Here is a 25,668-nt window from a genome sequence, read left to right as displayed (position 1 = left end):
ACCCGGTCTGTAAGGCTGCTGAAAGCTTCCCTCACTATATTCAGCAGCCTCAGCGGACGGATAACCGGGACAACCCGGAGACACGCCTGATGAGCGAGCTTTTTTACAACGCTGTGCCGAACGCGACCCGAGTCGCCCCGCCACTGCCCGAGCCACGGCAATACCCCAGCGAAAAACCGCAGCGGGTCTACCTGTTCGGGACGTGCGTGGTGGATTTGTTCTACCCCGAAGCTGGGATGGATGCGATCCACCTGCTGGAGCGCGAAGGCATTCGTGTCGAGTATCCGCAAGGGCAAAGCTGCTGCGGACAACCGGCCTACACCTCGGGTTACACCGAACAGGCCCGGACCGTAGCGCGCTCGCAGCTGGCGCTGTTCGCCGAGGACTACCCGGTGGTGGTGCCGTCAGGTTCTTGCGCGGGTATGTTGCGCGAGCACTACGCCGACTTGTTCAAGGATGAGCCGCACACGTTGAAACAGGTCCAGGCCTTGGCGGCACGGACCTACGAGTTGGCCGAGTTTCTGCTGTTCGTTTGCAAGGTGCAGCTCAAGGACAGCGGTGCGCCGATCAAAGTGGCGCTGCACACCTCGTGTTCGGCGCGTCGTGAGATGAACACCCACCTGCACGGTCGCAAGCTGTTGTCGCAACTGAGCAACGTGGAACGGGTCGAGCACGGTCACGAAAGCGAATGTTGTGGCTTTGGTGGGACGTTCAGCGTCCGTATGCCAGACATTTCCGGCGCGATGGTGGCTGACAAGACCCGGTCGTTGAAGGAATCCGGCGCGCACAAGGTACTCAGTGCCGACTGCGGTTGCCTGATGAACATCAACGGCTCGCTGGAAAAACAGCAGGAAGCGTTGCGCGGCCAACACCTGGCCAGCTTCCTCTGGCAACGAACCGGAGGTGTTCTATGAACGCTTCCGCGATTATTCCTACGGTTGCCGTAGAAGAAGATTTCCGCACTCGGGCTCACGAGGCTCTGGGTGACACGCAGTTGCGAAACAACTTTCGCTCGGCGATGGATTCACTGATGACAAAACGGGCAGCGTCTTTCAGCGATGCCCACGAAAGGGAACATTTGCGAGCGCTGGGCAACGCTGTCCGCGCTCGTGCGTTATCAAAGCTGCCCGACCTGCTCGAGCAGCTTGAACACAACCTGACCCGCAACGGTGTGACAGTGCATTGGGCGGAAACGGTGGACGAAGCCAATGGCATCGTCTTCTCGATCATCCGGGCTCACGAGGCGCGGCAAGTGATCAAGGGCAAATCGATGGTCAGCGAAGAAATGGAAATGAATCATTTCCTCGCTGATCGTGGCATTGAATGCCTGGAATCGGACATGGGCGAGTACATCGTCCAGCTCGACCACGAGAAGCCTTCACACATTATTATGCCGGCGATCCACAAGAATGCCGGTCAGGTCGCGTCCTTGTTCCACGACAAACTTGGCGTGGAATACACCAAGGACGTTGACCAACTCATTCAAATCGGTCGCAGAGTCCTGCGGCAGAAATTCTTCGAAGCGGACATCGGCGTCTCCGGCGTCAACTTCGCAGTGGCCGAAACCGGCACCTTGCTGCTGGTGGAAAATGAAGGCAACGGGCGCATGTCGACCACCGTGCCGCCGGTTCACATCGCGGTCACCGGCATAGAAAAAGTCGTCGAAAACCTGCGCGACGTTGTCCCGCTGCTGTCCTTGTTGACCCGCTCCGCCCTCGGCCAGCCGATCACCACCTACGTCAATATGATTTCCGGCCCACGCCAGGATCATGAACTCGACGGCCCGCAGGAAGTGCACCTGGTCTTGCTCGACAACGGTCGCAGCCAGGCCTTTGCCGACAGTGAGTTGCGCCAGACTTTGAACTGCATCCGCTGCGGCGCCTGCATGAATCATTGCCCGGTCTATACCCGAATCGGCGGTCATGCCTACGGCGAGGTCTACCCGGGTCCTATCGGAAAGATCATCACCCCTCACATGGTCGGGCTGGCAAAAGTTCCGGACCACCCCAGTGCCTCGTCACTGTGCGGCGCCTGCGGCGAAGTCTGCCCGGTAAAAATTCCTATCCCAGCCTTGCTTAGGCGCCTACGGGAAGAGAACGTGAAAGCCCCGGATACGCCCCATAAAGTGATGCGCGGCCAAGGCAGCAAATATTCACGCAAGGAACGGTTTATCTGGAATGCCTGGGCAAGGCTCAATAGCTCGCCGACGCTCTATCGGCTGTTCGGTTTCTTCGCCACACGCCTGCGCGCGCTGGCGCCGAACAATGTCGGGCCCTGGACGCAAAACCACAGCGCACCCAAACCCGCCGCCCGCTCATTGCATGACATGGCCCGCGCGCACCTGGCCAAACAGGGAGACCGTTGATGAGCGCCAAGCAAAACATCCTCGCCAAATTGCGCAACAGTCTGACCGGCACCACGCCGGTGGCTGACAACTTCGACGTCGAACTGGTGACAGCGCCTTACACCTACGCCCCCGAACAACGCATCGCGCAACTGCGCAAACAGATGGAAGCGGTGCACACGGAAATCCACCTGACTTCAGGTGCCGAGTGGCCGACACTGCTCGCGCAATTGCTGCAGGATCGTCAATTACCGAGCCTGTTGATCGCACCCACGACGCCCCACGGCGAACGTGTCACTCAGCACTGGGCGAACAATCCCACGCTTCCAACGCTCAAAGCCTACGACCGCCCGGTCGAGGAATGGAAAGCCGAATTGTTCAACGACACTCCGGCCAGCCTGACCACTACACTCGGTGCAATCGCTGCCACGGGCAGCCTCATTATCTGGCCGACGCGAGAAGAACCGCGCTTGATGAGCCTGGTACCGCCGGTGCATTTCGCCCTGCTCAAGGCCAGCGAAATCCGCGACAACTTCTATCAGGTGCAGCAAGAGTTCGAATGGGCCAAGGGCATGCCGACCAACGCGCTGCTGGTGTCCGGCCCCTCGAAAACTGCCGATATCGAACAAGTGCTGGCGTACGGCGCGCACGGGCCGAAAGACCTTGTGGTGCTGATCCTGGAGGATCAATGAGTTTACCGACGGCTTTCCTGCGAGATACGCAGCAACTGATTCCCCAGGACCGGCGTTTCGATGATCCGCTGTCGACCCTGGCCTTCGGCACCGATGCCAGTTTCTACCGATTGATTCCGAAACTGGTGATCCGCGTCGAATCCGAAGATGAGGTGGTGGCGCTGCTTAAACTGGCGCAACGGGATCAGGTCCCGGTGACGTTTCGCGCCGCAGGCACCAGCCTCTCCGGCCAGGCCATCAGCGACTCGGTATTGATCGTCCTCGGGGATAACTGGAACGCGCGCGAGATCCGCGGCGAGGGTCTGCAGATCCGCCTGCAACCGGGCGTTATCGGCGCGCAGGCGAACGCCTGGCTGGCCCCCTTCGGACGCAAGATCGGGCCGGACCCGGCGTCGATCAACGCCTGCAAAATCGGCGGCATCGTTGCCAACAATGCCAGCGGCATGTGCTGCGGCACTGCGCAAAACACCTACCACACGCTGGCTGGCATTCGTTTGGTGCTGGCAGACGGAAGCCGTCTCGACACCGAGGATGCAACCAGCGTTGCAGCCTTTCGCACAAGCCATGGGCAATTGCTGGAACGTCTGGCAACCCTGGGCCGTGAGACACGCGCCAATACCGAACTCGCCGCACGAATTCGCCACAAATACCGTCTGAAAAATACCACTGGCCTGTCACTCAATGCCTTGGTCGATTTCGATGAGCCTGTGGATATCTTGAGCCATTTGCTGGTCGGCTCCGAAGGCACCCTTGGCTTCATCAGCGCTGTGACCTACGACACCGTCATCGACCACCCAAACAAGGCGTCGGCGCTGATCGTGTTCCCGGACGTGGAAACCTGTTGCAACGCTGTCACCGTGTTGAAAACCCAACCGGTGTCCGCCGTGGAACTGCTGGACCGGCGCAGCCTGCGCTCAGTGCAGGAAAAACCCGGCATGCCCGCTTTCGTACAACAACTGTCGAATAATGCCTGCGCCCTGTTGATCGAATCCCGCGCCGCATCGTCCTCGCTGTTGCAGGAACAGCTCGGGCAAATCATGGCGTCGCTGGCCGGTTTTCCCGTAGAGAAGCAAGTCGATTTCACTGAAGATCCGGTCGAAAACGCGCGCCTCTGGGCGATCCGCAAAGACACCTTTCCCGCCGTTGGCGCCGTACGCCAAACCGGCACGACGGTGATCATCGAAGACGTGACGTTCCCGGTGGAACAACTCGCGATCGGCGTGAACCGCTTGATCGAGCTGTTCGACAAGCATCACTACGACGAAGCCATCCTTTTCGGACACGCACTGGAAGGTAATCTGCACTTCGTCTTCACCCAAGGCTTCAACAGCCCGGAAGAAGTCGCACGCTATCAGGCCTTCATGGACGACGTCGCACAGCTGGTTGCAGTGGAATTTGGCGGTTCTTTAAAAGCCGAGCACGGTACCGGGCGCAACATGGCCCCCTTCGTCGAACTGGAATGGGGCAGCGACGCCTACCAGTTGATGTGGCAACTCAAACGTCTGCTCGATCCCCATGGGATTCTCAACCCCGACGTTGTGCTCAGCAACGATCCGCAAATTCATCTCAAGCACTTGAAGCCGCTGCCGGCCGCCGATGAGATTGTGGATAAGTGCATCGAGTGCGGCTTCTGCGAACCCGTCTGCCCGTCGAAGGGCCTGACTTTGAGCCCGCGCCAGCGCATCGTGATATGGCGCGATATTCAGGCGAAGAAGCGTGCCGGCGTGGACACTACCGAGTTGGAAGCGGCCTACGACTACCAAGGCATCGAAACGTGTGCCGCCACCGGGCTGTGTGCGCAGCGTTGTCCTGTAGGAATCAATACCGGCGAGCTGGTGAAAAAGCTCCGCAGCCGTAAGGCGACGCATACGAAAACTGCCAACTGGCTTGAAGGTAATTTCGCCACGGCACTGCAAGGGGCGCGTTTTACCCTGCACGTCGCCAATGGTGCACGAATGATGCTGGGGGCGCCGCGTCTGGCAAAGCTGTCGGCGACACTGAACCGCTTATCCAAAGGCCAGGTCCCGCAATGGACCAGCGCCATGCCGCAACCGGAAAAAGCCATTCGCTTCAGCCCGACCGTCTCGGACGAGCGCCCTCGGGTGGTTTATCTGGCGGCATGTGTTTCGCGAGTCATGGGACCGGCAGCCGGCGATAACGAACAAATGTCGCTGTACGACAAAACCCGTGGGCTGCTGGAAAAAGCCGGTTACCAGGTTGTCTTTCCGGACAATCAGGACAACCTCTGCTGTGGCCAGCCCTTCGCATCCAAAGGCTACGCAGAGCAGGCCGAGCACAAACGCCAGGAACTGATCGGCGCGCTGCTGCACGCCAGTCGAGGTGGGCTCGACCCCATCTACTGCGACACCAGCCCCTGCACCTTGCGCCTGGTCCAGGATGTGGGCGATGTGCGCCTGGACCTATACGACCCGGTACGTTTCATCCGCACCCACCTGATGGATCGCCTCGACTTCACCCCACAGGAAGCGCCGATCGCCGTTCACGTCACGTGCAGCACCCAGCACCTGGGCGAGAGCCAGGCGCTGATCGATCTGGCGCGCAAGTGCAGCAAAACCGTGGTCATTCCCGAAGGCATTCACTGCTGTGGGTTCGCCGGCGACAAAGGCTTTACCACCCCGGAGCTGAACGCTCATTCACTGCGAACGCTCAAGGATGCGGTGCAACAATGCAGCGAAGGGATTTCCACGAGCCGCACCTGTGAGATTGGTCTGACACAACACGGTGGAATTGACTACCACAGCCTGGTCTATCTGGTGGACCGGGTGACACGGTCGAGGTCACCTGAAGAAAAAATAGAACCCTGACGCGCCGCTGTAGTCCACAGATTAAGCCCGGACATCGCCGGGCTTCCCCCAATCGGCAGCCCGTCCTGATGGCCAGCAAATGCCTGGACCCTCAGCTCAAGGAGATACACATGAAACGTTCTGTACTGTTAGGTCTATTCGTTACTGCTTCCATGATGGCGTCCACTTCGTTCGCAGCCGAAGACCTCTGTGCGGTCAATTTGAAAACTATCGAAAATGCCAAGTCGCAAATCTCTCCGGAGATGACTGAACAGGTGCAGGCGTCCGTCGAAAAAGCCAAAGCTGATCACGCGACGGGTACCAAAAAAGGCACGGAAGATTGCATCGCCGAAACGACCCAAACGATTCAGGATATTCAGAAGTCCAGTGATGGCGGCAAGCAGTAGTCCCGACAAGGCCAACCTTTGGGATGGCCTGCTTCGCAGACGCTGATGTAAATCACACAGGCTTGTTGCTCATCTCGATTGACAGAGCAACAGGCCTGTCGTCGTTCACGATTCTCTAAAACCGAATTACTTTGCAGTGGCGTGGTCTTTTGAGTAGGCCTCAAGCATCGCGGCCGGTCGATCGACCTCGGCCGAGCCCGCTCATGCGATAGCACCGAGACCATCATTCTTAGGAGATATCCATGAAACGTACCGCACTGGCTGGTCTGTTCATGTCCGCTGCAATGTTGACCTCTCCCGTATTTGCTGCGGATAACAACCTGTGTACGAGCAAGCTGCAGGAACTCGAAGCCAAAGTGAATTCGCTGCCAGCGACCTCCGCCAACGCACCGGAGATCAGGAGGTTGCTGGCCAGCGCCAAAGCTTCACAGGCTGCCAATGATGAAAAAAAATGCGCCACTGAGGCCACCCAGGCATTGTCGATGGCAAACTGAGCAGCGAGCACATAATCACTCGCGGCCAACCTTCGGGTTGGCCTTCTGAGTCGCGTTGGCGTACACTGCGCAGGTCTGTTGCTCACTTGATTCACCGAGCAACAGACTCGGGGCCGTTTAGGATTCGACGCCGGTTGCGAAACTTTAGGTGCATGCCGAGTTGGTAACAGAACTCGTAAATCCACTGTTGCAACTACTTATAGTTGCCAATGACGAAAACTACGGCCAGGAATTCGCTCTCGCTGCGTAAGCAGCCTTAGCCCTGAGCTTCTGGTACCTTCGGGTCCAGCAATCACTAGGGGATGTCTGTAAACCCGAAGTGATTGTCATATAGAACAGAATCGCCGTGCAGTACGTTGTGGACGAAGCGGCTAAAACTTACACAACTCGCCCAAAGCACCCTGCCCTTCGGGTCGCTGAGGGTTAACTTAATAGAAACGGCTACGCATGTAGTACCGACAGCGGAGTACTGGCGGACGGGGGTTCAAATCCCCCCGGCTCCACCAAATACGAAGCACCAACAAAGCCCGCCCAGTGCGGGCTTTGTTGCATCTGGAGGTTTCTAATCCTGGGGCGTCCCTGCCTTCGAAGAGTCTCTGGACGTCCCGACACATCGGGACCTATGCTTCAGATCCACCTGCAAGGATGCTGTCATGACCCTCAAAACCCTGACCGCCGCGCTGATTTTTTCGATGGCCTCCGGCTGCGCGCACTACAACGACCGCACGGCCGACACCAGCAAGGGTGGTCGTATCGCTTGTGATGCTACCCCCGCCAATCAGCCTGGATGCTATGTGAAGCAATCGAAGGAGTGGAATTGGGGCGGGCTGAAATTCGGGCTTGGTGCATCCAAGTAACCAGGTGAGCCGTCCTTTAAACTGACTGTCGACCAAACACTACCCGAACGTGAGTGCGAAAGGTGCTGCCGCTCGTTGAATTGCTCCCACTACATTAGGCGCCTGCTCCCGATACTGGGGGTAGCGCTCTAGCACCCCTTCAACAGCCGTAAGCAGGTGCTGAATTCGCTCCTGAGGTCGCTCGACCTCGCATGTCTGCGCGAACTCCAATAGCCCCTGGCGTGAGGCAAACAGTGATTTGTTACCCGCCAGATCCAGCGCCAGGATATCCTCCGGGATGTAGGCCGTTGTGTTGAGGATGTCATAAGCCGGCGCCAGTCGCGCGTCGCGTTGGGTCGGCTCGGAATAGAGCAAGCCATAATTTTTCAAATGCGCATCACCATTTCCGACAATACAACTCAACGCGACGCTATCGAATAGCTGGTCCAATGACGATCTGATGTGCACCGCCGGGCAAAATACTCGGACTGCCTTGGCAATCGCTGCGTAGCTTTTGCTGTACTTTTGATCGGCTGAAAGCCCCATCAGCGCTGCCATGTCCTCGAATCCAATCGGGTTGAGCTGATCGTCACGATCAAATCGACGCATGACAAAGAGCTTGGCGTTTTCCGAAAGGTAAAACGGCGGGACGGGGATGCCCGCCTCCTTAGCCATCGACATACAGAGGAACTCGTTGATTGCCAGCCCGGGAAACTCATCACGGCCACTTTTAATAATCAAGTCAGAGGTTTTGGAGGTGACGCGTGGCAAGTCAACTCCTTGATATTCAGGAACCATGACTTTTGGCTGAACACCTGAAATGCCTGCCCGCAGAATGTAGCGATCCAGCAGGTCGGCAAAAATATCTTCCGTGCCGTCCCACGTCAGAATCTCTTCGAGATTTTCCCCGGCAAATCTCTGCTCCCCCAGCAGCGCATCAACTGCTTGTGAGCGCACGTGAACCCGACCAATGGGTGCACTGCTACCGGAAAGCGCGAGCAACAGAAACGGATCAACATTGGTTGTTTTAGCCAGGCGATTACGCAACTGCTCCAGCACATACCCTTCCGGCAAGTTCATCTGGAAAACAGGATGCAGATCCCGCCGACGGAAATCGTCTAGTCGCACAGGCATCGACAAGCTGATCGCACTTTCGGAGCGCGCATCGTCGTCGTAGCGGAACACAAAATCTGCTGCACTGGCGAAGACCCTCCCGCTATTGCCTTCGGGAGTACTGACGTTCAGCGAGGTCATTTTCATTAGAACATGTCCCCCAGTTCTTCTAGAGTGGGCATGCGGGCTGGAACCACCTCGAACTCACAATCCAGCGCACCCAACACCCGGGCAAACGCGAGCATGCTCACCGACAATGTACCCTTCTCTACAGCAATGACTTTCTGCCGTGTCAAACCGGCGAGTTGAGCGACCTGTGCCTGAGTCAAGCCGCGATTGATGCGCTTTTCGCGTATCTGTTCGCCGAGACGATCTACAAGAAGAGCGTAATCCATGTTCAGTATCCTTAACATTTGCCAATAAATGTACCGCATACATAACATTCGCGCGACCTAAAGATTTTATCCTGGGTAACGCCCTATTTCCTGCCCTGACATTCCTGTGACGGGTCAACAGGCGCATGCGACCGACCATTTGCCCGAGCAATCAAACACCGCCCTTGCAGCCACACCCGGCCGATCTATATGATAAGTATTATCATTTGTGATATTTACTCATCCGGCGCTATCAGACCATGTCCTCACCCTCTCAAACCGGCTTTTGCGACGTGGCCGTGCTGTATCGACAACAGCACAGTTGGTTGCAGAACTGGTTACGGCGCCGGCTCAACTGTTCGCAAAGTGCAGCTGACCTGGCACAGGACACCTTTATGCGACTGCTGGCCAAGGAGCAGGTGCCGGAGTTGCATGCGCCACGCACGTTTCTGGCGAAGGTGGCACAAAGCGTTTTATCCAATCATTACCGCCGGCAAAAACTTGAACGCGCTTATCTTGAAGCACTGGCAGCCATGCCAGAGCTCACCGCACCCAGTCTTGAAACGCAGGCCATCCTGCTGGAAACCCTGATCGCCCTCGATGCCGCACTGGAATGCCTTGAGCGCCCGGTTCGCGAGGCCTTTCTGTGGTCGCAGGTGGATGGGCTGAGCCATGGCGAAATCGCTGATCGGCTCGCCATTTCCATCACCACCGTCAAGCGCTACATCGTCAAAGCGGGCGCCCTGTGCATCATGTTCGATGACAGCCTGGATTTGCAGTGAAGCCGCCCATCCCCGGCGACGTCGCCGAACAAGCCATGCACTGGCATCTGGAACTGCAGGAACGCGACGTCAGCGAAGACACCCTGGCTGCGTGGATGAACTGGCGCCAGGCACACCCCGTTCACGAGCACGCATGGCAGCGTGCCGAAGCATTCTCTCAACGCATGAGCGATATCCGCTCCCCGAACCAGCGCCCGCTGGCCCACGCCGCCCTTCGCCCGACGATGTCGCGGCGCATGGCGATCAAGCAACTCGGTGTATTGATGGCAGCAGGCGCGGGGGCCTGGAGCATGAAAGACGCCGCGTTCCTGCAGGACTTGACCGCCGATTACCACAGTCGAATCGGCGAGCAGCGGCGTATCGCGCTCGCGGACAACACACACGTACAGCTCAACACCGACAGTGCGATCAACGTGGTGTTCGAACGAGAAGTACGACGCATCAAACTGCTGCGCGGGGAGATGTTGGTCACCCGGGACAAGATTACCGATGGCCGCCCACTGTCGATAGCAACCGCCGAAGGTCGTCTGGATGTGGCGCTGGCACGGTTCAGCGTCAGGCAGCGCTCGGGTATTACACAGGTCAGCGTTTACCAAGGCTCGCTGGTGATCAATCCGTTGGCACAACGCCAACTGGCAATGACTTTGCAGGCGGGCGAGCAGCTCAGTTTCAACGCCCAGGGCCTGATTACCCGTCAAGCCGTGGCACTCACGCCTCCCGCCTGGAGCCAGGGCATGCTGGTTGCCCAGGGGCAGCCACTCCAAGACTTCCTCGGAGAACTGAGCCGCTACCGGCGCGGACATCTGGCCTGTGATCCGAGCCTGGCCGACGTACGCGTATCAGGCACATTTCCCCTGGCCAACACCGAGCGGATCATTTTCGCCGTCGCCGACACCCTGCAACTCGACGTTCAGCAATTCACCCGCTATTGGGTCACGCTGAAACCCCGGCTGACCTGACACCACTTTTTTTTGCGATTGGGTGGTCCGTTTTCGAATCTCGCGAGACTTAAACCCCAGACACTTACATTCAATGGGGAACAACTCGTGGATTTCACCGCTCGCAACGGCCAGCTCTGGCACTTATCCCTCAAACAAAAACTGGCCGGCGCAGTGGTTCAAGGTATCGCCTGCATGACGGCGACCACATCGTTGATGATTGCCCCGAACTGGGCGCAGGCCGCCGAACAAACGTTGCAGTCGTTCGATATTCCAGCCGGGCCATTGGCACCTGCCCTGACGCGTTTTGGTCAAACGGCGCACATCCTGCTGTCCTACTCCACCCCGTTGACCGAAGGCCAGACAACGCCAGGGCTCAACGGCCAGTACGACGTGGACCAAGGCCTGGCGATGCTCCTGGCGGGCACTGGCCTGGAAGCCAGCCGTGGCGCCAACGGCAACTATTCGCTGGTGGCCAGTTCCGGCGATGCGTTGCAGCTGAGCGCGGTGTCCATTTCCGGCAAGGCGCCGGGGTCGACTACCGAAGGCACCGGTCTATACACCACCTACTCGTCCAGCAGTTCGACCCGGCTCAACCTCACCCCGCGTGAAACCCCGCAGTCGTTGACGGTGATGACCCGCCAGCGTCTGGATGACCAGAACCTGACAACCCTGACCGACGCCATGGATGCCACCTCAGGCATCACCGTCGTTCGTGACGGCCTCGGTGCGGAGACTGACACCTACTATTCCCGCGGCTTCGTTATCCAGAACTACGAGATCGACGGCGTGCCCACCAACACGCGTCTGGACAACTACACCCAGAGCATGGCGATGTACGACCGCGTCGAGATCATTCGCGGCGCCACCGGCCTGATCAGCGGCATGGGCAACCCCTCGGCGACCATCAATCTGATTCGCAAGCGCCCGACCGCCGAGGCCCGGGCCAGCATCACCGGTGAAGCCGGTAACTGGGATCGCTACGGCAGCGGCTTCGACGTGTCCGGCCCCCTGACCGAAAGCGGCAACGTGCGTGGGCGCCTGGTGGCGGACTACAAGACCCAGGATGCCTGGATCGACCGCTTCAACCTGCAATCGCAACTGCTCTACGGCATCAGCGAATTCGACCTGAGCGAAGACACCCTGCTGACCATGGGCTTCAGCTACCAGCGCACCGACGTCGACTCGCCGCTGCGCACGGGCTTGCCCTCGCGCTTCAGCACCGGCGAACGCACCGACCTCAAGCGCTCGATCAACGGGGCGCCGGACTGGTCCTATAACGATCACGAACAGACCACGTTCTTCACCTCCATCGAGCAGCAATTCGCCAACGGCTGGAGCGGCAAGATCGAGTACACCCACGCGGAAAACAAATTCGATGAAGCCTTCAACTATGTGATGGGCGATCTCAACAAGGACGGCAGCGGCACTTCACAATTGCCCGTGCGGTTCTCCGGTACGCCAAGGCAGGACAACCTCGACCTGTACGTCACCGGCCCGTTCGGACTGTTTGGTCGCGAGCATGAGTTGATCGGCGGGATGACCCTTTCCAAATACAAGGAAAGTGTTCCGGGCTGGGGCGGCTGGCAATACGACTACGCCTCTTCTGCGGGAGGCGCGATCGACAACCTGTTCACCTGGGACGGCAACTCACCCAAGCCCGACTTCATCGAAAGTGGCAAATCGTCCATGGACGAAACCCAATACGCGGCCTACCTGACCTCACGTTTCAGCGTGACCGACGACCTGAGCCTGATCCTCGGCAGCCGACTGATCGACTGGAAACGCGACACCACGGACCGCCCGTATGGCGCACCCGAAACCGAGGTCAATCGTGAAGAGAACGGCGTGTTCATTCCTTACGCCGGCGTGGTTTACGACCTCAACGACACCTGGTCGGTGTACGCCAGCTACACCAGCATTTTCAGCCCGCAAGCCTCGTGGGTCACAAACGAAGACAACAAACCCCTCGACCCGATGGAAGGCAAGGGCTACGAGATCGGCCTGAAAGGCACGCACCTTGACGGCAAGCTGAACTCCAGCGTTGCGCTGTTCAAACTGGAGCAGGACAACCTGGCGATCTGGCAACACGACAACGTGTACAGCGCCGAGCAGGACACCACGTCCAAAGGCATCGAGCTGGAGCTCAACGGTGAACTGGCTGAAGGCTGGCAAGCGTCTGCAGGCTATGCCTACTCGGTGACCACCGACGCGGACGACGCCCGCATCAGCACCATGATGCCGCGCAACAGCGTCAAGACGTTCACCAGCTATCGCCTGCACGGCCCGCTGGACAAGCTGACCCTCGGCGGTGGCGTCAACTGGCAGAGCAAAACCGGCATCGACTTGCACACCTTTACCCAAGGCAGCTACGCGATTGCCAACGTGCTGGCGCGCTATGACATCACCCGTAACCTGACGGCGTCGGTGAACGTGAACAACGTGTTTGACCGCGAGTACTACAGCTCCCCAGCCCTGTCGGCCAACTACGGCGCACCGCGCAATATCATGACCAGTTTCAAGTACGACTTCTGATAGCGGCCAACGGGAATGAGCGAGCGCATTGTGAAAACAGTGCGCCGTGCAGATGAATTTTTCTTCACCCCATCGCGCCTCGTCAAACGGTACATTGCCCTCGCTCATTCAAGAAACTACGGTTTGCCCGCCCTCCCGCGGGCTTTTTTTTGCCTGGAGAAAACCAGCTCGTCATTTGAGTTTTACAACCGCTTAGGCAATTCTGGGGCACCCCTCACTTGCGGAGCGCTCCATGTCACTGCTGACCCTCCCCTGCCAACGCCTGACGCTGGCGGTGCTAAGCCCCGACCAGGCAGACCTGGAAAGCGACTTCTACCAACGCAACCAAAAACACCTTGCACCCTGGTCGCCAATTCGTCCGACGGACTATCACTGCGCTGAAAAAACCCGCGGACGTCTTGAAATTCAGGCCAGCGCGTTCAAAGCCGGCCTGGCGGTGCATTTCGCTGTACTGAACAACGACGGCAACCAAATGATCGGGGCCTGCAACTTCAGCAGTATCGTGCGTGGCGCTTTTCAGGCCTGCTACCTGGGTTACCACATCGACGTATCACACGAAGGCCAGGGCCTGATGCGCGAAGCCTTGGTCAGGGCTATCGATTACATGTTTGATGAACAAAACCTGCACCGGATCATGGCCAACTACATCCCCGGCAACGAGCGCAGTGCGCAACTGCTGGAGCGCCTGGGCTTTGAACGAGAGGGATACGCCAAGGCTTTTTTAAGCATCGCCGGGCGTTGGCAAGATCACGTGCTGACCGCGTTGGTCAATCAGCGTTTTGAAACACCGGATCAGCGCTGGACGCGACGTCTCGCCTGAGCATTACCGGCTTGTTCGACGAACCCTTCTTGCGCAACACATCTCTACCGTGGAAGTGCGCCTGCTTGCGATAACGCATGACCAGCAGAGTGCACGGATGCGTGCTCCACCGGCAGCTCCAACCGTGCTCTCCCGTAAAACGCCAGCGCCGTCAGCAAACACGCCAGCCACACAAAGATCCCGGCCCAGAATGTGTGGGACATGTAGTGCCAGCCTTGCAGGACACGTGTGGTGCCGTAGACGAAGCCCAGCGCCAGCGAGCCGTACATCAGCGCTTTGGAATAGCGCCAGCGATAGCGACGCGCGACGAAGTACAGCGCCAGCATGGTGAAGCCACCCGAGGCATGTCCGCCCGGCCAGCAGCGCCCGTCACCCGCGACTTTCAGCAAGTCGAAATTCTGATACCACTCCTTGTGCTCGATCTTCCCACCGTACTGCGTCGTTTCAATGGGGCAATACACGCTGGTGTGACCCTTGAGGTAGTGGATCACGCCGGTACTGATGGAGAACGCGAACACCACATACAGAAAGTCCCGACGGTGTCTGGTGGCAAACCGCAGCACCGGGCCAACGTTGATCTTCTCCAGGAACGCGATGATTTTCGAATGCTTCTCAGCCTTCAGGCGCGGCCATAAAAACGACAGCAAGGCACCGATGATGGCGATTTCGCCGGTCCAGTTCGGAATGATGCGCGCCCACTTGTGGGTGATTTTTTCGAACCAGTGCACATGGTCCAGCGGGAATGTCTGCGTGACCGGGTCATAGAAAAGATCGTTGAAGGCGATGTCGATTCGGGTCAGGTCGAACAGCAGGAACACCACGACGGCGAGCGCCAGCGGAATACCGAAATTGAAGCCATAGAAGCGCATGGATTTGCTCATTGAGTGGACACCGATTGCCAATCCGACGCTTCAACAAAACCGAGCATGCGCGGAGCTTTGAACGCTTCAGCCGTGATGAACAAAGACGCGCCATAACCGAGTGTCGAGGCCGGAAGTTTGAGGTCTTTTTCCAGTTGCGACATGCATTCACTGTGGGTAACCAGAATGAGATTTCGACCCGGCACTTTGTGCTTCAGCGCATCGCGCAGCATGGTGCCCCGGCAATTGATCAGCCAGTCTTCGCCCACGCCCACTTTATTGAACATGTACCCGGCCGTTTGCGCCGTGCGCAGCAACGGGCTGTTGTAGACATCGGCTTTTTCCAGCCCCAACTGCTCGAACCGCGCCCCAACGCTCACTGCGACGCTGCGGGAGCGATCAGTAATGCCGTCGTCACCATTCAGGCACACGGCGCTGGAGTGATCGCAGCGTTCGACGTGGCGCACCAGCACGATCATGTCGCCTTTGGCCCACCCGTCGACCAATGCCCGGGCGCCCGCGACGTTACCGTGGGACAGGTCCGGCACGGCAGCCGGCGCCAACAGCCATATCGTCAACGGGATGACCAGCAGCGCCGAGGCCAGCACTACGGCGGTGTTTCGATAACGGCTCAGCCAGCCCACATCAATCGAGCGTTTTATCCCGAACAGACTCAGTCTTAATTCCACATCAAGCCGCCCCGTCGGCATGCACCACTTTCATTCGATGCCGCGAGGGTAGAGAGGGCCGCGTCGGCGGGGAGTGAAACGGTTGTGAAAAAAAGCTTAAAGATCGCAGCCTCGTTTCACTCGACAGCTCCTACATTGGGAGCGCGTACCTCTGTAGGAGCTGTCGAGTGAAACGAGGCTGCAATCTTTTGATCTTCAGTTACCCAACGTGCGGCCGATACACACCTGCTACCCATTTTTGCTGGCTCTCAAAAACAACAATCTTCCAGCCAACCGACGATCAAGACAGACAACGTTCCTGGAGGAATTTGATGAATAGCTGGTTCGGTAACATCAGCGTCAACCTGAAACTGGGCCTGGGTTTTGGCCTGGTCCTGGCGCTGACCTGCGTCCTCGCTCTGACCGGCTGGACCAGCCTTGGCGGGCTGATTGACCGCAGCAACTGGATGAGCGATATCACCCAACTCAACGCCGGCCTGACCAAGCTGCGTGTGGTTCGCCTGCAGTACATGCTGACCAACGGCGACGAAACCGCCGCACAGAATGTACAAACCACGCTTGATGCGTTTTCCGCCCAGCAACAAGCGCTGCTGGCGAAATTCAAGAGCCCGGAAAACCTCAAGTTGCTCAGGGAGCAAGGCGCCGAGATCGATGCCTATAAGACGTCCCTGAACAAAATGCGCAGCGCCTACCGCACCGGCAACAGCGCCCGCGACGCCATGGGCGCCAACGCTGAAACCGCCAACACGCTGATCAACACCCTTTACACCCACGTGCAGCAAATGCCGCTGAGCGATCAGCGCTTCGAACAATTCCTGGCCATCACTGCCGCCAAGGAAGCATTCCTGCTGGCTCGTTACGAAGTGCGCGGCTACACCGCGACCACCAATGCCGAGACCGAACAAAAAGCCGTCACCCAACTGGACGCGGCGATTGCCAGCCTGAAATCGCTGAATGTGCATTTTGCCGACACCCAACTCGACGCCTTGCGTCAGCTGGAGACTGCGCTGGGCAACTACCGCAGCTCTTTGCTGGCCTATAAAAATGCCAGCAACGATGCCGTGCAGGCGCGCAAGGAAATGACCGACCAGGGCGCCGCCATCGTGTCCCTGAGCGATCAGCTGTATCAGATCCAGCTTGACCGCCGCGACATCGAAAGCGCACAAGCCCGCACCCTGCAACTGATCAGCACCTTGCTGGCGTTGCTGGTGGGCGTCATTGCTGCAGTGCTCATCACCCGCCAGATCACCGGTCCGCTGCGGGACACCCTGGCCGTGGTAGAGCGCATCGCCAGCGGCGACCTCTCCCAGGACGTCAAGGTCACGCGCCGGGACGAACTCGGTGTGTTACAGCAAGGCATCGCACGGATGGGCGTGACCCTGCGCGACTTGATCAGCGGTATCCGCGATGGCGTCACGCAGATCGCCAGCGCCGCTGAAGAATTGTCCGCCGTGACCGAACAAACCAGCGCCGGTGTAAACAGCCAGAAAATCGAGACCGATCAGGTGGCCACGGCCATGCACGAAATGACCGCCACGGTGCAGGAAGTCGCGCGCAATGCTGAACAAGCCTCCCAGGCGGCAGCGGCTGCTGACGGCGAAGCGCGTGAAGGCGACAAGGTGGTCAGTGAAGCCATTGCACAGATCGAACGCCTGGCCACCGAAGTGGCGCGCTCCACTGAAGCGATGAGTGTGCTGCAGCAAGAGAGCGACAAGATCGGCAGTGTCATGGACGTGATCAAGGCCGTCGCCGAACAGACCAACCTGCTGGCCCTCAACGCCGCCATCGAAGCCGCCCGCGCCGGTGAAGCCGGTCGTGGTTTCGCCGTGGTGGCCGACGAAGTGCGGGGCCTGGCCCAACGCACACAGAAATCCACCGAGGAAATCGAAGGCCTGGTCGCCGGTTTGCAGAACGGTACCCAGCAAGTGTCGACTGTGATGCACAACAGCCGCACCCTGACCGACAGCAGCGTCGCACTGACGCGCAAGGCCGGCCTGTCACTGGAGAACATCACCCGTACGGTGTCGAATATCCAGTCGATGAACCAGCAGATCGCCGCGGCTGCCGAACAGCAAAGCGCCGTCGCCGAAGAGATCAGCCGCAGCATCGTCAACGTGCGCGACGTCTCCGAACAGACCGCCGCCGCCAGCGATGAAACGGCAAAGTCGAGCGTTGAACTGGCGCGTTTGGGTGGTCAGTTGCAACAGATGGTGAGCCACTTCCGCGTCTAATTTTCATCAACGTGTGAAATCAGCGGCATGCCCGCAAAATTCAACACGTCATGTAGGAGCTGCCGCAGGCTGCGATCTTTTGATTCTCGCTTTGAACAATCAAAAGCAAGGTCAAAAGATCGCAGCCTGCGGCAGCTCCTACAGGGATCGCGTTCACTCACAAATCACATGTCGAAGCGGCGCTGCGTGTGAGTGCGTTTAAACGGACGGCATTAACCTTCATGCATCCCACGGATTGATCACTTCGACTCCGGAAAACTCGAAGTCCCGCACATTACGCGTGGCAATCGAAGCGCCATGACTCAGGCAAATGGCGGCAATTTGCGCATCAGCCATGGCCGCCGTTCGACGCTTTGCTTCGGCGCCTGCGGCCAGCGTCGCGTATTCGACGGCAGCATGAGCATCAAACGGCAATATCCTTCCCGCGAAGTCCTCTTCAAACATTGCCATCGCATGAGACTCAAGCTTCTGTTTGCGCTTGCCGGACGGCAGACGCGCGATGCCGTGAAGAATCTCAGCCACTGTGATGGCGCTGATCGCCAGTTCCAGCGTCGGTTGCGCATCGACCCAATCCAGAACCTTTGCATCGGGTTCAACGCGCATGAACTCAGATAGAACATTGGTATCGAGCACTATCATTCAGAGAAGTCCACCGCAGCAGCCTTTTCTGATCGCTCTGGCAGCTCGAGGTCCAATCCACCGACAGCGCTGAATCTGTTGTGGATCCGGCTTCCAAGTCCACCGGAGCGATCAACAGTTGCCAAGGCCCGGCCAAGAATCAGGCGAGCCTCTTCTTCCATGGAATGTCCGTTATGCGCCGCCGTGATACGCAATTGCTCCTTGAGCGCCTCATCAAGGTTTCGAATGGTGATGCTGGCCATAACGCCTCCTGCAATCAATGAAATCATTGATTGCAGGCTAGCACAGCCTCTCTTGCCAATATCGGGCAATCTCCCGAACGGCCAGTCTGCTTTTAGCGAGTCCCGCGCTGGCGCAACGCCGACGGCATGAAATACGCGTCCTCCGGAATCGGCTGGGCGAAATCCACGGTGGCGGGTTCTTCGTTATCCAGGTTCTGCACGTAGTAGCGGCGCGCCTGCAAGTCGTGGAACACGTCCAGTGCACTCCAGGTGGTCGGCAGGTCGTAGAAGTTTTTCAGGTAACCCATCGACACCCGCCACAACTCCCCTCGTCCGTCGTATTGATCCACCAGGGCAGCGCCCCAGCTGTCTTCGTCCAGAAACAACACACGCTTGGAATAAATGTGCCGCGAGCCGGGCTTGAGCGTGCCTTCGACCACCCAGACCCGATGCAGCTCGTAACGGGTGTATTTCGGGTTGAGATGGCCGGGTGTCAGCAATTCCGCGTATTTCACATCAGGACTGCCGACCTTGTAACTGTTGTAGGGAATGTAGATCTCTTGCTTGCCCTTGAGCTTCCAGTCGTAGCGATCCGGCGAGCCGTTGAACAGGTCGGTATCGTCGGCGGTACGCAGGCCGTCGGACGAGGCGATCGGTGTGTCATACGCGAGGTTCGGCGCACGGCGCACCCGGCGTTGGCCGGCGTCGTAGATCCAGGCCTGACGCGGGTCCTTGAGCTGGTCAAGAGTCTCGTGGATCAGCGCCGCACCACCGGCAAGACGGGCCGGGCTCTTAACGAAAGCCAGGTAGTAAAAGAGGATGTTTTTCAGGTCCGCAAATTGCCCGCCCGGACGGTAGTAGTTGAACAGCGCTTCCTGCTGCGAGGTCACCAACGCGAAGCTGCCATTGCGCTGCACCGGTGCTTCGGACGCGCGGCGGACCACGTAGATGCCGCGATAGCGGGTGATGTGGTTCCACAGTGCTTCAACCCCATCCTTGGGCACCGGAAACGGCACGCCGCCATAGGCATCGGCAAAACCGGTGCCGCCGTCGAGCAGCTTCGCCGACGTAGCGTTCTTGAACGTGTTGTCGTACAGCCACTGCGGCGCCGAGCCCGAACGGCGAGAGGGGTAGATCGGCATCTGGAAGGTGTCGGGGTAACTGTTGAACAGCGCAATCTGGCCGGCGCTGAGATGGGCTTTGTATTGCTCCAGGTTGGCCTTGGTGATCGTGAACAACGGCTTGTCTGCCGCATACGGATCAAGGTGATGCTTGCCAGGCGTATAACCCTTGGGCGCCTGGGTAATGCCACCCTCCCACGCCGGAATGGTGCCGGCCGCGTTGCCCACGCGTTCGGCGCCCAGCGGGGTCAGCGTGGTTTTCAGTTGCTGCGCTTCCTGGGGCGTAATCGCCGCCAGCGCGCTGCCGGCCGCCAGACTCAGGACCAGTGACAGTGTGGTTTTAATCAGTCGTGACGTAGGAAACATGAACGTTCTCCGAAATGGAAACCTGTGGGAGCGTGCAGCCGTTACAGGAAGTACTTGAGGTTGAAGCCGACGTTGTCTCGGTCGCGAATACCGTTGTTCTGGCCACCGCCGTAGAACTCGGTGTACTGCAGCTCGGCTTCCAGCTTGTTCTGGTAGTTGGCCTTGATCCCGAGGGTGTAAGCCTTGCGCCCCTCGATGGTGTTGCCCGCCTGATAACTGTTGCCCTTGAAGTCGTCCTTGTAGACGACATACGGAGAGACGTTGACCCCGGCGTACACATCGTTCCAGGTGCCGTTGACCATCGCGGTATAGCTGTAGGAATCGCGGTTGACCTGATCGCCACGATCACCGCCGGACACGTAGGAATAGTTACCGGTGCCCGCGTAGTAACGAGTGCTGCCGTCATACGCGGTGTAATGCAGGCTGCTGCCGCGCAGGTGCTCGGACGCCAGTTCGAACACACCGAACATCGAGTCGAACGACAAGCCCGGGCCGAAGTTGTAGATGGTGCCCAGGGAGGTGTTGAACGCCTCGACCCGCTCCGCGTTGTTGATCTGGCTGTCGAGCGTGACCATCTGCCCGCCAATGTTGATGGTCTGCCCACCAGCCGCTGCAGCAGCGCCATTGGCCAGGTCGCCGATCAGGTCATTGGTTGCCGCGACACCGATAGGCAGGTTCGGCCGATAAGCCACTTCACCGAACACCGACGCCTGACCCACCGTGGTGTTGAAGCTGAAGCCATACATGCGAATGTCTTCGGCATAGCGGCGATGCGCCTGAATATTGCCCAGCACATCCGCCGTCGCCAGACCGTTGGCGAGTTGCCCGGCCTGACTGCCGGCGACACCGGACAACAGGTTGGTCAGGGCGGCCATGTCGATCCCCTGATAACCGCCCAGATCGGCGGAGATGGTCGGTTCCTTGGCGTGGTAATTGACCATGTACAGACCGAACTCGGTGCTGTTGAGTGCTTCCGCGATGTAGCGAAAGGCAAAGCCGAACTGGCCGTCGTTACGGGCGTTGTAGTCCTTGCCCACCGAGGCGACTTTGAGGGTGTTGCCGAAGGACGGGGTCACGCCGTTGGCGTACAGGCCAGTCGTGCTCAGGGCCTGGTTAAGCAATGGGTTGTTGCCCAGCGCGGTGTACAGATCGATCACATTGCCGAAGCCCGGTACCGGTGTGTCCAGTGCGGTGCCGGTGAAGTTGTTGTAAGCGGTGTTGCCGCCATCGGCGAACAAGTCGGTCTGGGAATAGAACGTGCCGACCGGATCGATGCGGGTCTCCTTCCAGTTGGTCTGGTAAAAACTTTCCACCGTCAGGGAATCGGTCAGGCCGATATTGAAGCTGAGCGCTTCCACCGGTATCAGCACTTCCTTGACCTCGGCGCCCGGCAAGCGGTACTTGGCGGCGTCCACCGGGTTCGTCGTGTTGATCCCGCCGCGGTAGAAAATGCCCTCGCCCCAGTTGAACACCTGGCGCCCGACCCGCGCCGTGACCGGCATCGACGCTACGTCCCAATTGCCATAGAGGTAGGCGTCGAGCATCTCAATCCGGTTACCGGCGATGTCGCGGGTCTGGTCGGTGAAATGGTTGTCCTGCGGGTAACTCTGGCTCGGCTGCGAAGGGCTGTTGTTGCGGTAATAATCGTTGCGCTTGTCCATCAGCTGGGTGTCGTAAAACGCCGTGCCACGCATGAACAACCCGTAGTTCTGGTAGTTGGCTTCCAGCTCCGACGTGATCTTGTACACCTCGGAAACCAGCCCGGTATCGAAGTTGCGATTGCCGTCGTTGGTGTTGACGTCATCATTGGTCTTGTCCCGCCCCTGCACCCGCCACAAGCGCCCGTAAGACAAGGTACTGTCGAACGAGCCGGTGACCTGCTGGTCCAGCACGCTGAACTCCACCGCCTGCACTCCTTCGACCGCGCACAGTTGCAGCAGTCCTGCCAGGCCCACGCCGGGTATTGCCGCGCCGGACAGGCGCAGTCGAGTCCTCATCATCTTTCTCCCTTCCCTGATCTTGTTTTTGTTTGCCTGGACAGCGACGCCGCAACGACTACGGCACCAGTCCCGCGCTGACGTAAATCCGGCTGTGCGCACCGAAATGCCCGAGTAACCTGAACAGCTGCTGATTGAGAGCCGGATGGTTGTAGTCTTCGCGCTGGACCTGATTGCCGGCGCTGAAATCGGTGGTGACCGGCGCTGTTTCCAGCCACTGCCCAATGGCCTCATCAAACGCAGCGGACTGTTCAGCGGACTGTGCGCTGACCACCTCGCGCAAGTAATCCACCGAGTAAGGCGGGTAACTGGCGTCCTCTGTGAGATTGACGTAGGCCTCCAGCATCGGGTGTGCCTGACCGGCCCGCAGCAAACGACGGAGCCAGGCGGACTGATACTTTTCCACTTCCATATGGCGGGTGGCGACGCGCTCGATGGCCGCGTGTTTGTCGCTGTCAAAACCCGCCAGGGCTTTGCCTTCCATCAACAGCATGCTGGCGAGCTCTACGCCTGGCAGCGGTTTGGCGTGATACGGCTGGGTCAGGTCCTGAATGTGGTGCAGGCCCCAGCCGAGAAAGCGATAACCCCAATACGGATGACCCGTGGCGAACGCCAGGCGCGCCAGGCCCATGTACTGGTAGGCACGCCAGTCCGGCCAGCTGCGCTGCAGGAAATCGGCGGCGGCGTACACCACCGGGTTCTCATGGAAAAAGCCCATGTGGAAGGGCGCCTGAGAACTGTATTGAAAACGCGGATCACCGAAAGGCTGTGGGCCGAAGCCATACCGCCCGGCGACCTCACCGGGGTTATCACTGAACAGGTTGATGTCGTGACCGTAATCCGGCTCATCGGCGGCGCTGGCGAGCACCTCCAGGGCCGATACTTTTTCGCCGTGTGCCACGCGGATAAAACGCTGGCGATTCCAGGGCGAGAGGGTCTGCTCGACCATCACCTGCTCGGCTTTCAAGTGTTCGCGTTCTGGCAAATCCTTGCCCGGCATCGGCTGGATAACCATAGCCAGATGAATCTTCGGGTTGATGCGCATGGCGTTGAGGAATGCCTGTTGCAGATGGTCCCCTGGCACGGCGGGCAGCTTGAGGCTGTCGGGGCGTGCCGGGTATTGAGCGAAGTGCTGACGGGCGAAGCGCTCCTGTTCTTCCAGCAACTCGGCTACCGCGCCATATTGCTGAGCGAGAAACTGTTCCAGGGTTTCGACGTCCACCTGGGGTGCTTCGCGCAAAGCGGGCAGGTCTTGCAAGGCCAGGTAGCTGCCCACGGTGTGATTGGACCAACCCCAAGCCGCCGGAGCCGTTCCACACAGCAGTAGCAGGAAAAATGTCAGCTTCATCGCTTTTAATTCTTATTGGATGTGCAGTGGGTTGAGCCTAACAACCGCCCCCACCCCTGACACTGTCCAATCTCGCCAAAAAACCTCTCCGATAGCGCCACGCCCTGTGGCGCAAAAAACCACCTTTCCTTCGAAGGCGATGATGCATGGAAACAATCAGATCACCTGTGGAAGCAAGCCCATGTGGCGAGGGAGTTTACTCCCGCTCGGCTGCGGAGCAGACGCGAAGCTTTTGGGGCCGCTTCGCGACCCAGCGGGAGCAAGCTCCCTCGCCACATGGGCTCCCACAGTATTCGGTGATGCGTGCAGGCAGGTACTTCAGGCGGGATAGCCGGTGATTTCCCGGATGCTCTGGTACAGGGGTTTAAGCTGACGGTACATGCGCAAATACACGTCCTTGTACAGGCGTTCGTAGGTCTGATGCGCTTCGGGCTGAGGCATGAAGACCGCGCCGACCCGGGTCATCGCGGCGATCGCCGAAGGGAAATCGGCGTGCAGGCCAAGGCCGACGGCGCAGCAAATCGCGGCGCCAAGACCGGACGCTTCGTAGACATGCGGACGTTCCGCCGGCAGGCCGAAAATGTCTGCCGTGAGTTGCATGGCCGCATCGCTTTGCGAACCGCCACCGGCAATCCGCAAACACTTGATGGGAGTTTTCGAGCGCTTCTCGATGTTCTCCATGCCCTGACGCAAGGCATACGCCAGGCCTTCGAGAATCGCCCGATAAATGTGCGCGCGGGTATGCACGTCGCCGAAGCCGATCATCGCGCCTTTGGCTTCCACACCCGGCTCGCGGATGCCCGGTGACCAGTAGGGTTGCAGCATCAGGCCCATGGAACCCGGCGGCACGGCGTTCACCAGGGCATCGAACAGTTGCTCCGGTTCCACGCCCTGCTCTTTGGCCTGCTGCATTTCCCGCAGGCCAAATTCGTTCTTGAACCAACTGACCATCCAGTAGCCGCGATAGATCATCACCTCGCAGTTGTATTGATCCGGCACCGCCGCCGGGTAAGGAGGAATCAGCGGGACGATTTCCAGATAGCGCGACCGGGTGCTGGTGATCGTGGCTGTGGTGCCGTAGGACAGGCAGACCGTGCTGGTGTCGACCACGCCGGCCCCCAACACCTCACACGCCTTGTCGGCACCGGCGGCAATCAAGGGCAGTCCTTCGGGAATGCCGGTGTGACGGCTCGCTTCGGCACTGATGTAGCCCAGGGTCTCACCCGGTTTGAGCAGTTTAGGCAATTGCTCGGGGCGCACGGCCAGCGCCTGCCATTTCCAGTCGGAGGGCGCGGCCCAGCGCAAGCGCTTGAAGTCGAAAGGCAGATAGCCCACGCAGCAGCCCACCGAATCGACAAAGCGTCCGCACAATCGATGGGTGAGAAACCCCGAGAGCAGCAGGAATTTGTCGGTCGCTGCCCACACATCAGGCTGGTGGCGAGCAATCCAGTTAGCCTCGGCCTGGGCGCGAAAATAATCCACAGTGGCTTGGGCGCCGACCAATTTAAACAACCAGCCCCAAGGGCCTTTGATGCCGCCTTCGACCTCGGTCTGACGTTGGTCGAGCCACAGGATGGCCGGGCGCAACGCTTTGCCCTCGGAGTCGACGTTGATCAGCGTGCCGCGCTGGGTGGTCAGGGATACGCCGGCAATCTGTGTGCGATCGATCCCGGTTTGCGCCCACACCTGCTGGCACGCCTCCCCCAATTTCGCCCAGTAATAATCCGGGTCCTGTTCAGCCCAGCCGGGTTGCGTGGAGTAATAGGCTTGCAGCTCGACCTTGCCTTTGCCCAGCAGATTGCCCTGAAGATCGAACAGCAACGCGCGCACGCTTTGGGTTCCATTGTCGATGGCCAGCAGGTAACGCTTGTTCGAGTGGTTATCCATGGAGCTCTCTTCAATGGGCATGGGTGACGCACGTTCCTGAAATGCTTGATGCGTAGGTGCTGTTGCAACTCACTTGTCTGACTCGCCTGACAGACCTGGCACCTGTAGCAGCTGAGGAGCGAAGCGAGGCTGCGTTCGGCTGCGAAGCAGTCGCCAAATTATGGATGGCG

22 protein-coding genes and 1 other RNA gene are annotated in these 25,668 nt (G+C 59.0%); 13 read left to right on the top strand and 10 right to left on the bottom strand.

The annotated features are described in order from the left end of the window. Positions 1-89: 89 nt before the first annotated feature. The 8 genes from GBC55_RS13210 (at position 90) to GBC55_RS13175 (ending at position 7,598) form a co-directional block, all read left to right on the top strand. A complete protein-coding gene (locus GBC55_RS13210; RefSeq protein ID WP_162437887.1) occupies positions 90-914 on the top strand; it encodes a (Fe-S)-binding protein in 825 nt (274 codons plus the stop codon). Continuing rightward, on the top strand, positions 911-2,365 hold the full coding sequence (locus GBC55_RS13205) for a LutB/LldF family L-lactate oxidation iron-sulfur protein (protein ID WP_162437886.1): 1,455 nt from the start codon (positions 911-913) through the stop codon (positions 2,363-2,365). Before GBC55_RS13210 ends, GBC55_RS13205 begins: the two co-directional genes overlap by 4 nt. Beyond that, on the top strand, positions 2,365-3,036 hold the full coding sequence (locus GBC55_RS13200) for a lactate utilization protein (RefSeq protein WP_162437885.1): 672 nt from the start codon (positions 2,365-2,367) through the stop codon (positions 3,034-3,036). Before GBC55_RS13205 ends, GBC55_RS13200 begins: the two co-directional genes overlap by 1 nt. Then, positions 3,033-5,861, top strand: coding sequence for an FAD-binding and (Fe-S)-binding domain-containing protein (locus GBC55_RS13195; protein ID WP_162437884.1), 2,829 nt, complete (start codon positions 3,033-3,035; stop codon positions 5,859-5,861). Before GBC55_RS13200 ends, GBC55_RS13195 begins: the two co-directional genes overlap by 4 nt. 110 nt (positions 5,862-5,971) lie before the next feature. Continuing rightward, complete coding sequence (locus GBC55_RS13190) at positions 5,972-6,247, top strand: hypothetical protein (protein ID WP_162437883.1); 276 nt, start codon at positions 5,972-5,974, stop codon at positions 6,245-6,247. A gap of 242 nt (positions 6,248-6,489) precedes the next feature. Then, positions 6,490-6,741: a hypothetical protein gene (locus tag GBC55_RS13185; RefSeq protein ID WP_162437882.1), complete on the top strand. Its 252-nt coding sequence runs from the start codon at positions 6,490-6,492 to the stop codon at positions 6,739-6,741. A gap of 109 nt (positions 6,742-6,850) precedes the next feature. Next, positions 6,851-7,247, top strand: a transfer-messenger RNA (tmRNA) gene (gene ssrA, locus GBC55_RS13180). Between the two features lie 147 nt (positions 7,248-7,394). Further along, positions 7,395-7,598, top strand: coding sequence for a hypothetical protein (locus tag GBC55_RS13175; RefSeq protein ID WP_162437881.1), 204 nt, complete (start codon positions 7,395-7,397; stop codon positions 7,596-7,598). A gap of 39 nt (positions 7,599-7,637) precedes the next feature. Here the strand turns inward: GBC55_RS13175 and GBC55_RS13170 are convergent, their stop codons facing one another. Next, positions 7,638-8,837: a type II toxin-antitoxin system HipA family toxin gene (locus GBC55_RS13170; protein WP_162437880.1), complete on the bottom strand. Its 1,200-nt coding sequence runs from the start codon at positions 8,835-8,837 to the stop codon at positions 7,638-7,640. Then, positions 8,837-9,085, bottom strand: a complete 249-nt coding sequence (locus tag GBC55_RS13165) for a helix-turn-helix transcriptional regulator (protein ID WP_162437879.1) — start codon at positions 9,083-9,085, stop codon at positions 8,837-8,839. The genes GBC55_RS13170 and GBC55_RS13165 overlap by 1 nt, the downstream gene beginning before the upstream one ends. A gap of 239 nt (positions 9,086-9,324) precedes the next feature. Here GBC55_RS13165 and GBC55_RS13160 point away from each other — a divergent pair, with 239 nt between their 5' ends. The 4 genes from GBC55_RS13160 (at position 9,325) to rimJ (ending at position 14,139) form a co-directional block, all read left to right on the top strand. Then, positions 9,325-9,846 carry a sigma-70 family RNA polymerase sigma factor gene (locus tag GBC55_RS13160; protein WP_162437878.1) on the top strand — a complete coding sequence of 174 codons (522 nt, stop codon included), beginning with the start codon at positions 9,325-9,327 and terminating at the stop codon, positions 9,844-9,846. Next, positions 9,843-10,805 (top strand): FecR domain-containing protein, encoded by a 963-nt coding sequence (locus GBC55_RS13155; protein WP_247266904.1) that lies wholly within the window; start codon positions 9,843-9,845, stop codon positions 10,803-10,805. The genes GBC55_RS13160 and GBC55_RS13155 overlap by 4 nt, the downstream gene beginning before the upstream one ends. 174 nt (positions 10,806-10,979) lie before the next feature. After that, positions 10,980-13,319 carry a TonB-dependent receptor gene (locus GBC55_RS13150; RefSeq protein WP_162437919.1) on the top strand — a complete coding sequence of 780 codons (2,340 nt, stop codon included), beginning with the start codon at positions 10,980-10,982 and terminating at the stop codon, positions 13,317-13,319. Between the two features lie 232 nt (positions 13,320-13,551). Then, positions 13,552-14,139, top strand: coding sequence for a ribosomal protein S5-alanine N-acetyltransferase (gene rimJ / locus GBC55_RS13145; RefSeq protein WP_162437877.1), 588 nt, complete (start codon positions 13,552-13,554; stop codon positions 14,137-14,139). A gap of 44 nt (positions 14,140-14,183) precedes the next feature. Here the strand turns inward: rimJ and GBC55_RS13140 are convergent, their stop codons facing one another. Together GBC55_RS13140 and GBC55_RS13135 are read right to left on the bottom strand one after the other, a co-directional pair. Further along, complete coding sequence (locus tag GBC55_RS13140; protein ID WP_247266903.1) at positions 14,184-15,020, bottom strand: phosphatase PAP2 family protein; 837 nt, start codon at positions 15,018-15,020, stop codon at positions 14,184-14,186. Beyond that, positions 15,017-15,688, bottom strand: a complete 672-nt coding sequence (locus GBC55_RS13135) for a histidine phosphatase family protein (protein ID WP_162437876.1) — start codon at positions 15,686-15,688, stop codon at positions 15,017-15,019. Before GBC55_RS13135 ends, GBC55_RS13140 begins: the two co-directional genes overlap by 4 nt. A 311-nt stretch (positions 15,689-15,999) precedes the next feature. Here GBC55_RS13135 and GBC55_RS13130 point away from each other — a divergent pair, with 311 nt between their 5' ends. Beyond that, a complete protein-coding gene (locus tag GBC55_RS13130; RefSeq protein WP_162437875.1) occupies positions 16,000-17,919 on the top strand; it encodes a methyl-accepting chemotaxis protein in 1,920 nt (639 codons plus the stop codon). Positions 17,920-18,138: 219 nt separating this feature from the next. On the opposite strand, the gene GBC55_RS13125 is transcribed toward GBC55_RS13130, so the two are convergent. The 6 genes from GBC55_RS13125 to GBC55_RS13100 form a co-directional block, all read right to left on the bottom strand. Further along, on the bottom strand, positions 18,139-18,558 hold the full coding sequence (locus GBC55_RS13125; protein WP_162437874.1) for a type II toxin-antitoxin system VapC family toxin: 420 nt from the start codon (positions 18,556-18,558) through the stop codon (positions 18,139-18,141). After that, positions 18,555-18,800 (bottom strand): plasmid stabilization protein, encoded by a 246-nt coding sequence (locus GBC55_RS13120; RefSeq protein ID WP_162437873.1) that lies wholly within the window; start codon positions 18,798-18,800, stop codon positions 18,555-18,557. The genes GBC55_RS13125 and GBC55_RS13120 overlap by 4 nt, the downstream gene beginning before the upstream one ends. A 92-nt stretch (positions 18,801-18,892) precedes the next feature. Further along, on the bottom strand, positions 18,893-20,266 hold the full coding sequence (locus GBC55_RS13115; protein ID WP_162437872.1) for a DUF1329 domain-containing protein: 1,374 nt from the start codon (positions 20,264-20,266) through the stop codon (positions 18,893-18,895). A 41-nt stretch (positions 20,267-20,307) separates the two neighbouring features. Beyond that, the gene (locus tag GBC55_RS13110) at positions 20,308-22,266 is read right to left on the bottom strand and encodes a DUF1302 domain-containing protein (protein WP_162437871.1); all 1,959 of its coding nucleotides are present in this window, start codon (positions 22,264-22,266) and stop codon (positions 20,308-20,310) included. A 55-nt stretch (positions 22,267-22,321) separates the two neighbouring features. Then, positions 22,322-23,611, bottom strand: coding sequence for a phospholipase (locus GBC55_RS13105; protein ID WP_162437870.1), 1,290 nt, complete (start codon positions 23,609-23,611; stop codon positions 22,322-22,324). 318 nt (positions 23,612-23,929) lie between these two features. Beyond that, positions 23,930-25,498 (bottom strand): FGGY-family carbohydrate kinase, encoded by a 1,569-nt coding sequence (locus GBC55_RS13100; protein ID WP_162437869.1) that lies wholly within the window; start codon positions 25,496-25,498, stop codon positions 23,930-23,932. Positions 25,499-25,668 lie beyond the last annotated feature (170 nt).

The organism is Pseudomonas sp. TNT3, from assembly GCF_010095445.2.
Lineage (GTDB): Bacteria > Pseudomonadota > Gammaproteobacteria > Pseudomonadales > Pseudomonadaceae > Aquipseudomonas.
This window is presented reverse-complemented; position numbering and strand designations above follow the sequence as displayed.

Coding starts and splice junctions, on each gene's coding strand:
- rimJ (WP_162437877.1), top strand. CDS start 13,552: ATGTCACTGCTGACCCTCCCCTGCCAACGCCTGACGCTGGCGGTGCTA.
- GBC55_RS13165 (WP_162437879.1), bottom strand. CDS start 9,085: ATGGATTACGCTCTTCTTGTAGATCGTCTCGGCGAACAGATACGCGAA.
- GBC55_RS13105 (WP_162437870.1), bottom strand. CDS start 23,611: ATGAAGCTGACATTTTTCCTGCTACTGCTGTGTGGAACGGCTCCGGCG.
- GBC55_RS13125 (WP_162437874.1), bottom strand. CDS start 18,558: ATGATAGTGCTCGATACCAATGTTCTATCTGAGTTCATGCGCGTTGAA.
- GBC55_RS13175 (WP_162437881.1), top strand. CDS start 7,395: ATGACCCTCAAAACCCTGACCGCCGCGCTGATTTTTTCGATGGCCTCC.
- GBC55_RS13200 (WP_162437885.1), top strand. CDS start 2,365: ATGAGCGCCAAGCAAAACATCCTCGCCAAATTGCGCAACAGTCTGACC.
- GBC55_RS13115 (WP_162437872.1), bottom strand. CDS start 20,266: ATGTTTCCTACGTCACGACTGATTAAAACCACACTGTCACTGGTCCTG.
- GBC55_RS13205 (WP_162437886.1), top strand. CDS start 911: ATGAACGCTTCCGCGATTATTCCTACGGTTGCCGTAGAAGAAGATTTC.
- GBC55_RS13195 (WP_162437884.1), top strand. CDS start 3,033: ATGAGTTTACCGACGGCTTTCCTGCGAGATACGCAGCAACTGATTCCC.
- GBC55_RS13190 (WP_162437883.1), top strand. CDS start 5,972: ATGAAACGTTCTGTACTGTTAGGTCTATTCGTTACTGCTTCCATGATG.
- GBC55_RS13150 (WP_162437919.1), top strand. CDS start 10,980: ATGACGGCGACCACATCGTTGATGATTGCCCCGAACTGGGCGCAGGCC.
- GBC55_RS13110 (WP_162437871.1), bottom strand. CDS start 22,266: ATGATGAGGACTCGACTGCGCCTGTCCGGCGCGGCAATACCCGGCGTG.
- GBC55_RS13130 (WP_162437875.1), top strand. CDS start 16,000: ATGAATAGCTGGTTCGGTAACATCAGCGTCAACCTGAAACTGGGCCTG.
- GBC55_RS13170 (WP_162437880.1), bottom strand. CDS start 8,837: ATGAAAATGACCTCGCTGAACGTCAGTACTCCCGAAGGCAATAGCGGG.
- GBC55_RS13210 (WP_162437887.1), top strand. CDS start 90: ATGAGCGAGCTTTTTTACAACGCTGTGCCGAACGCGACCCGAGTCGCC.
- GBC55_RS13185 (WP_162437882.1), top strand. CDS start 6,490: ATGAAACGTACCGCACTGGCTGGTCTGTTCATGTCCGCTGCAATGTTG.
- GBC55_RS13120 (WP_162437873.1), bottom strand. CDS start 18,800: ATGGCCAGCATCACCATTCGAAACCTTGATGAGGCGCTCAAGGAGCAA.
- GBC55_RS13140 (WP_247266903.1), bottom strand. CDS start 15,020: ATGAGCAAATCCATGCGCTTCTATGGCTTCAATTTCGGTATTCCGCTG.
- GBC55_RS13160 (WP_162437878.1), top strand. CDS start 9,325: ATGTCCTCACCCTCTCAAACCGGCTTTTGCGACGTGGCCGTGCTGTAT.
- GBC55_RS13100 (WP_162437869.1), bottom strand. CDS start 25,498: ATGGATAACCACTCGAACAAGCGTTACCTGCTGGCCATCGACAATGGA.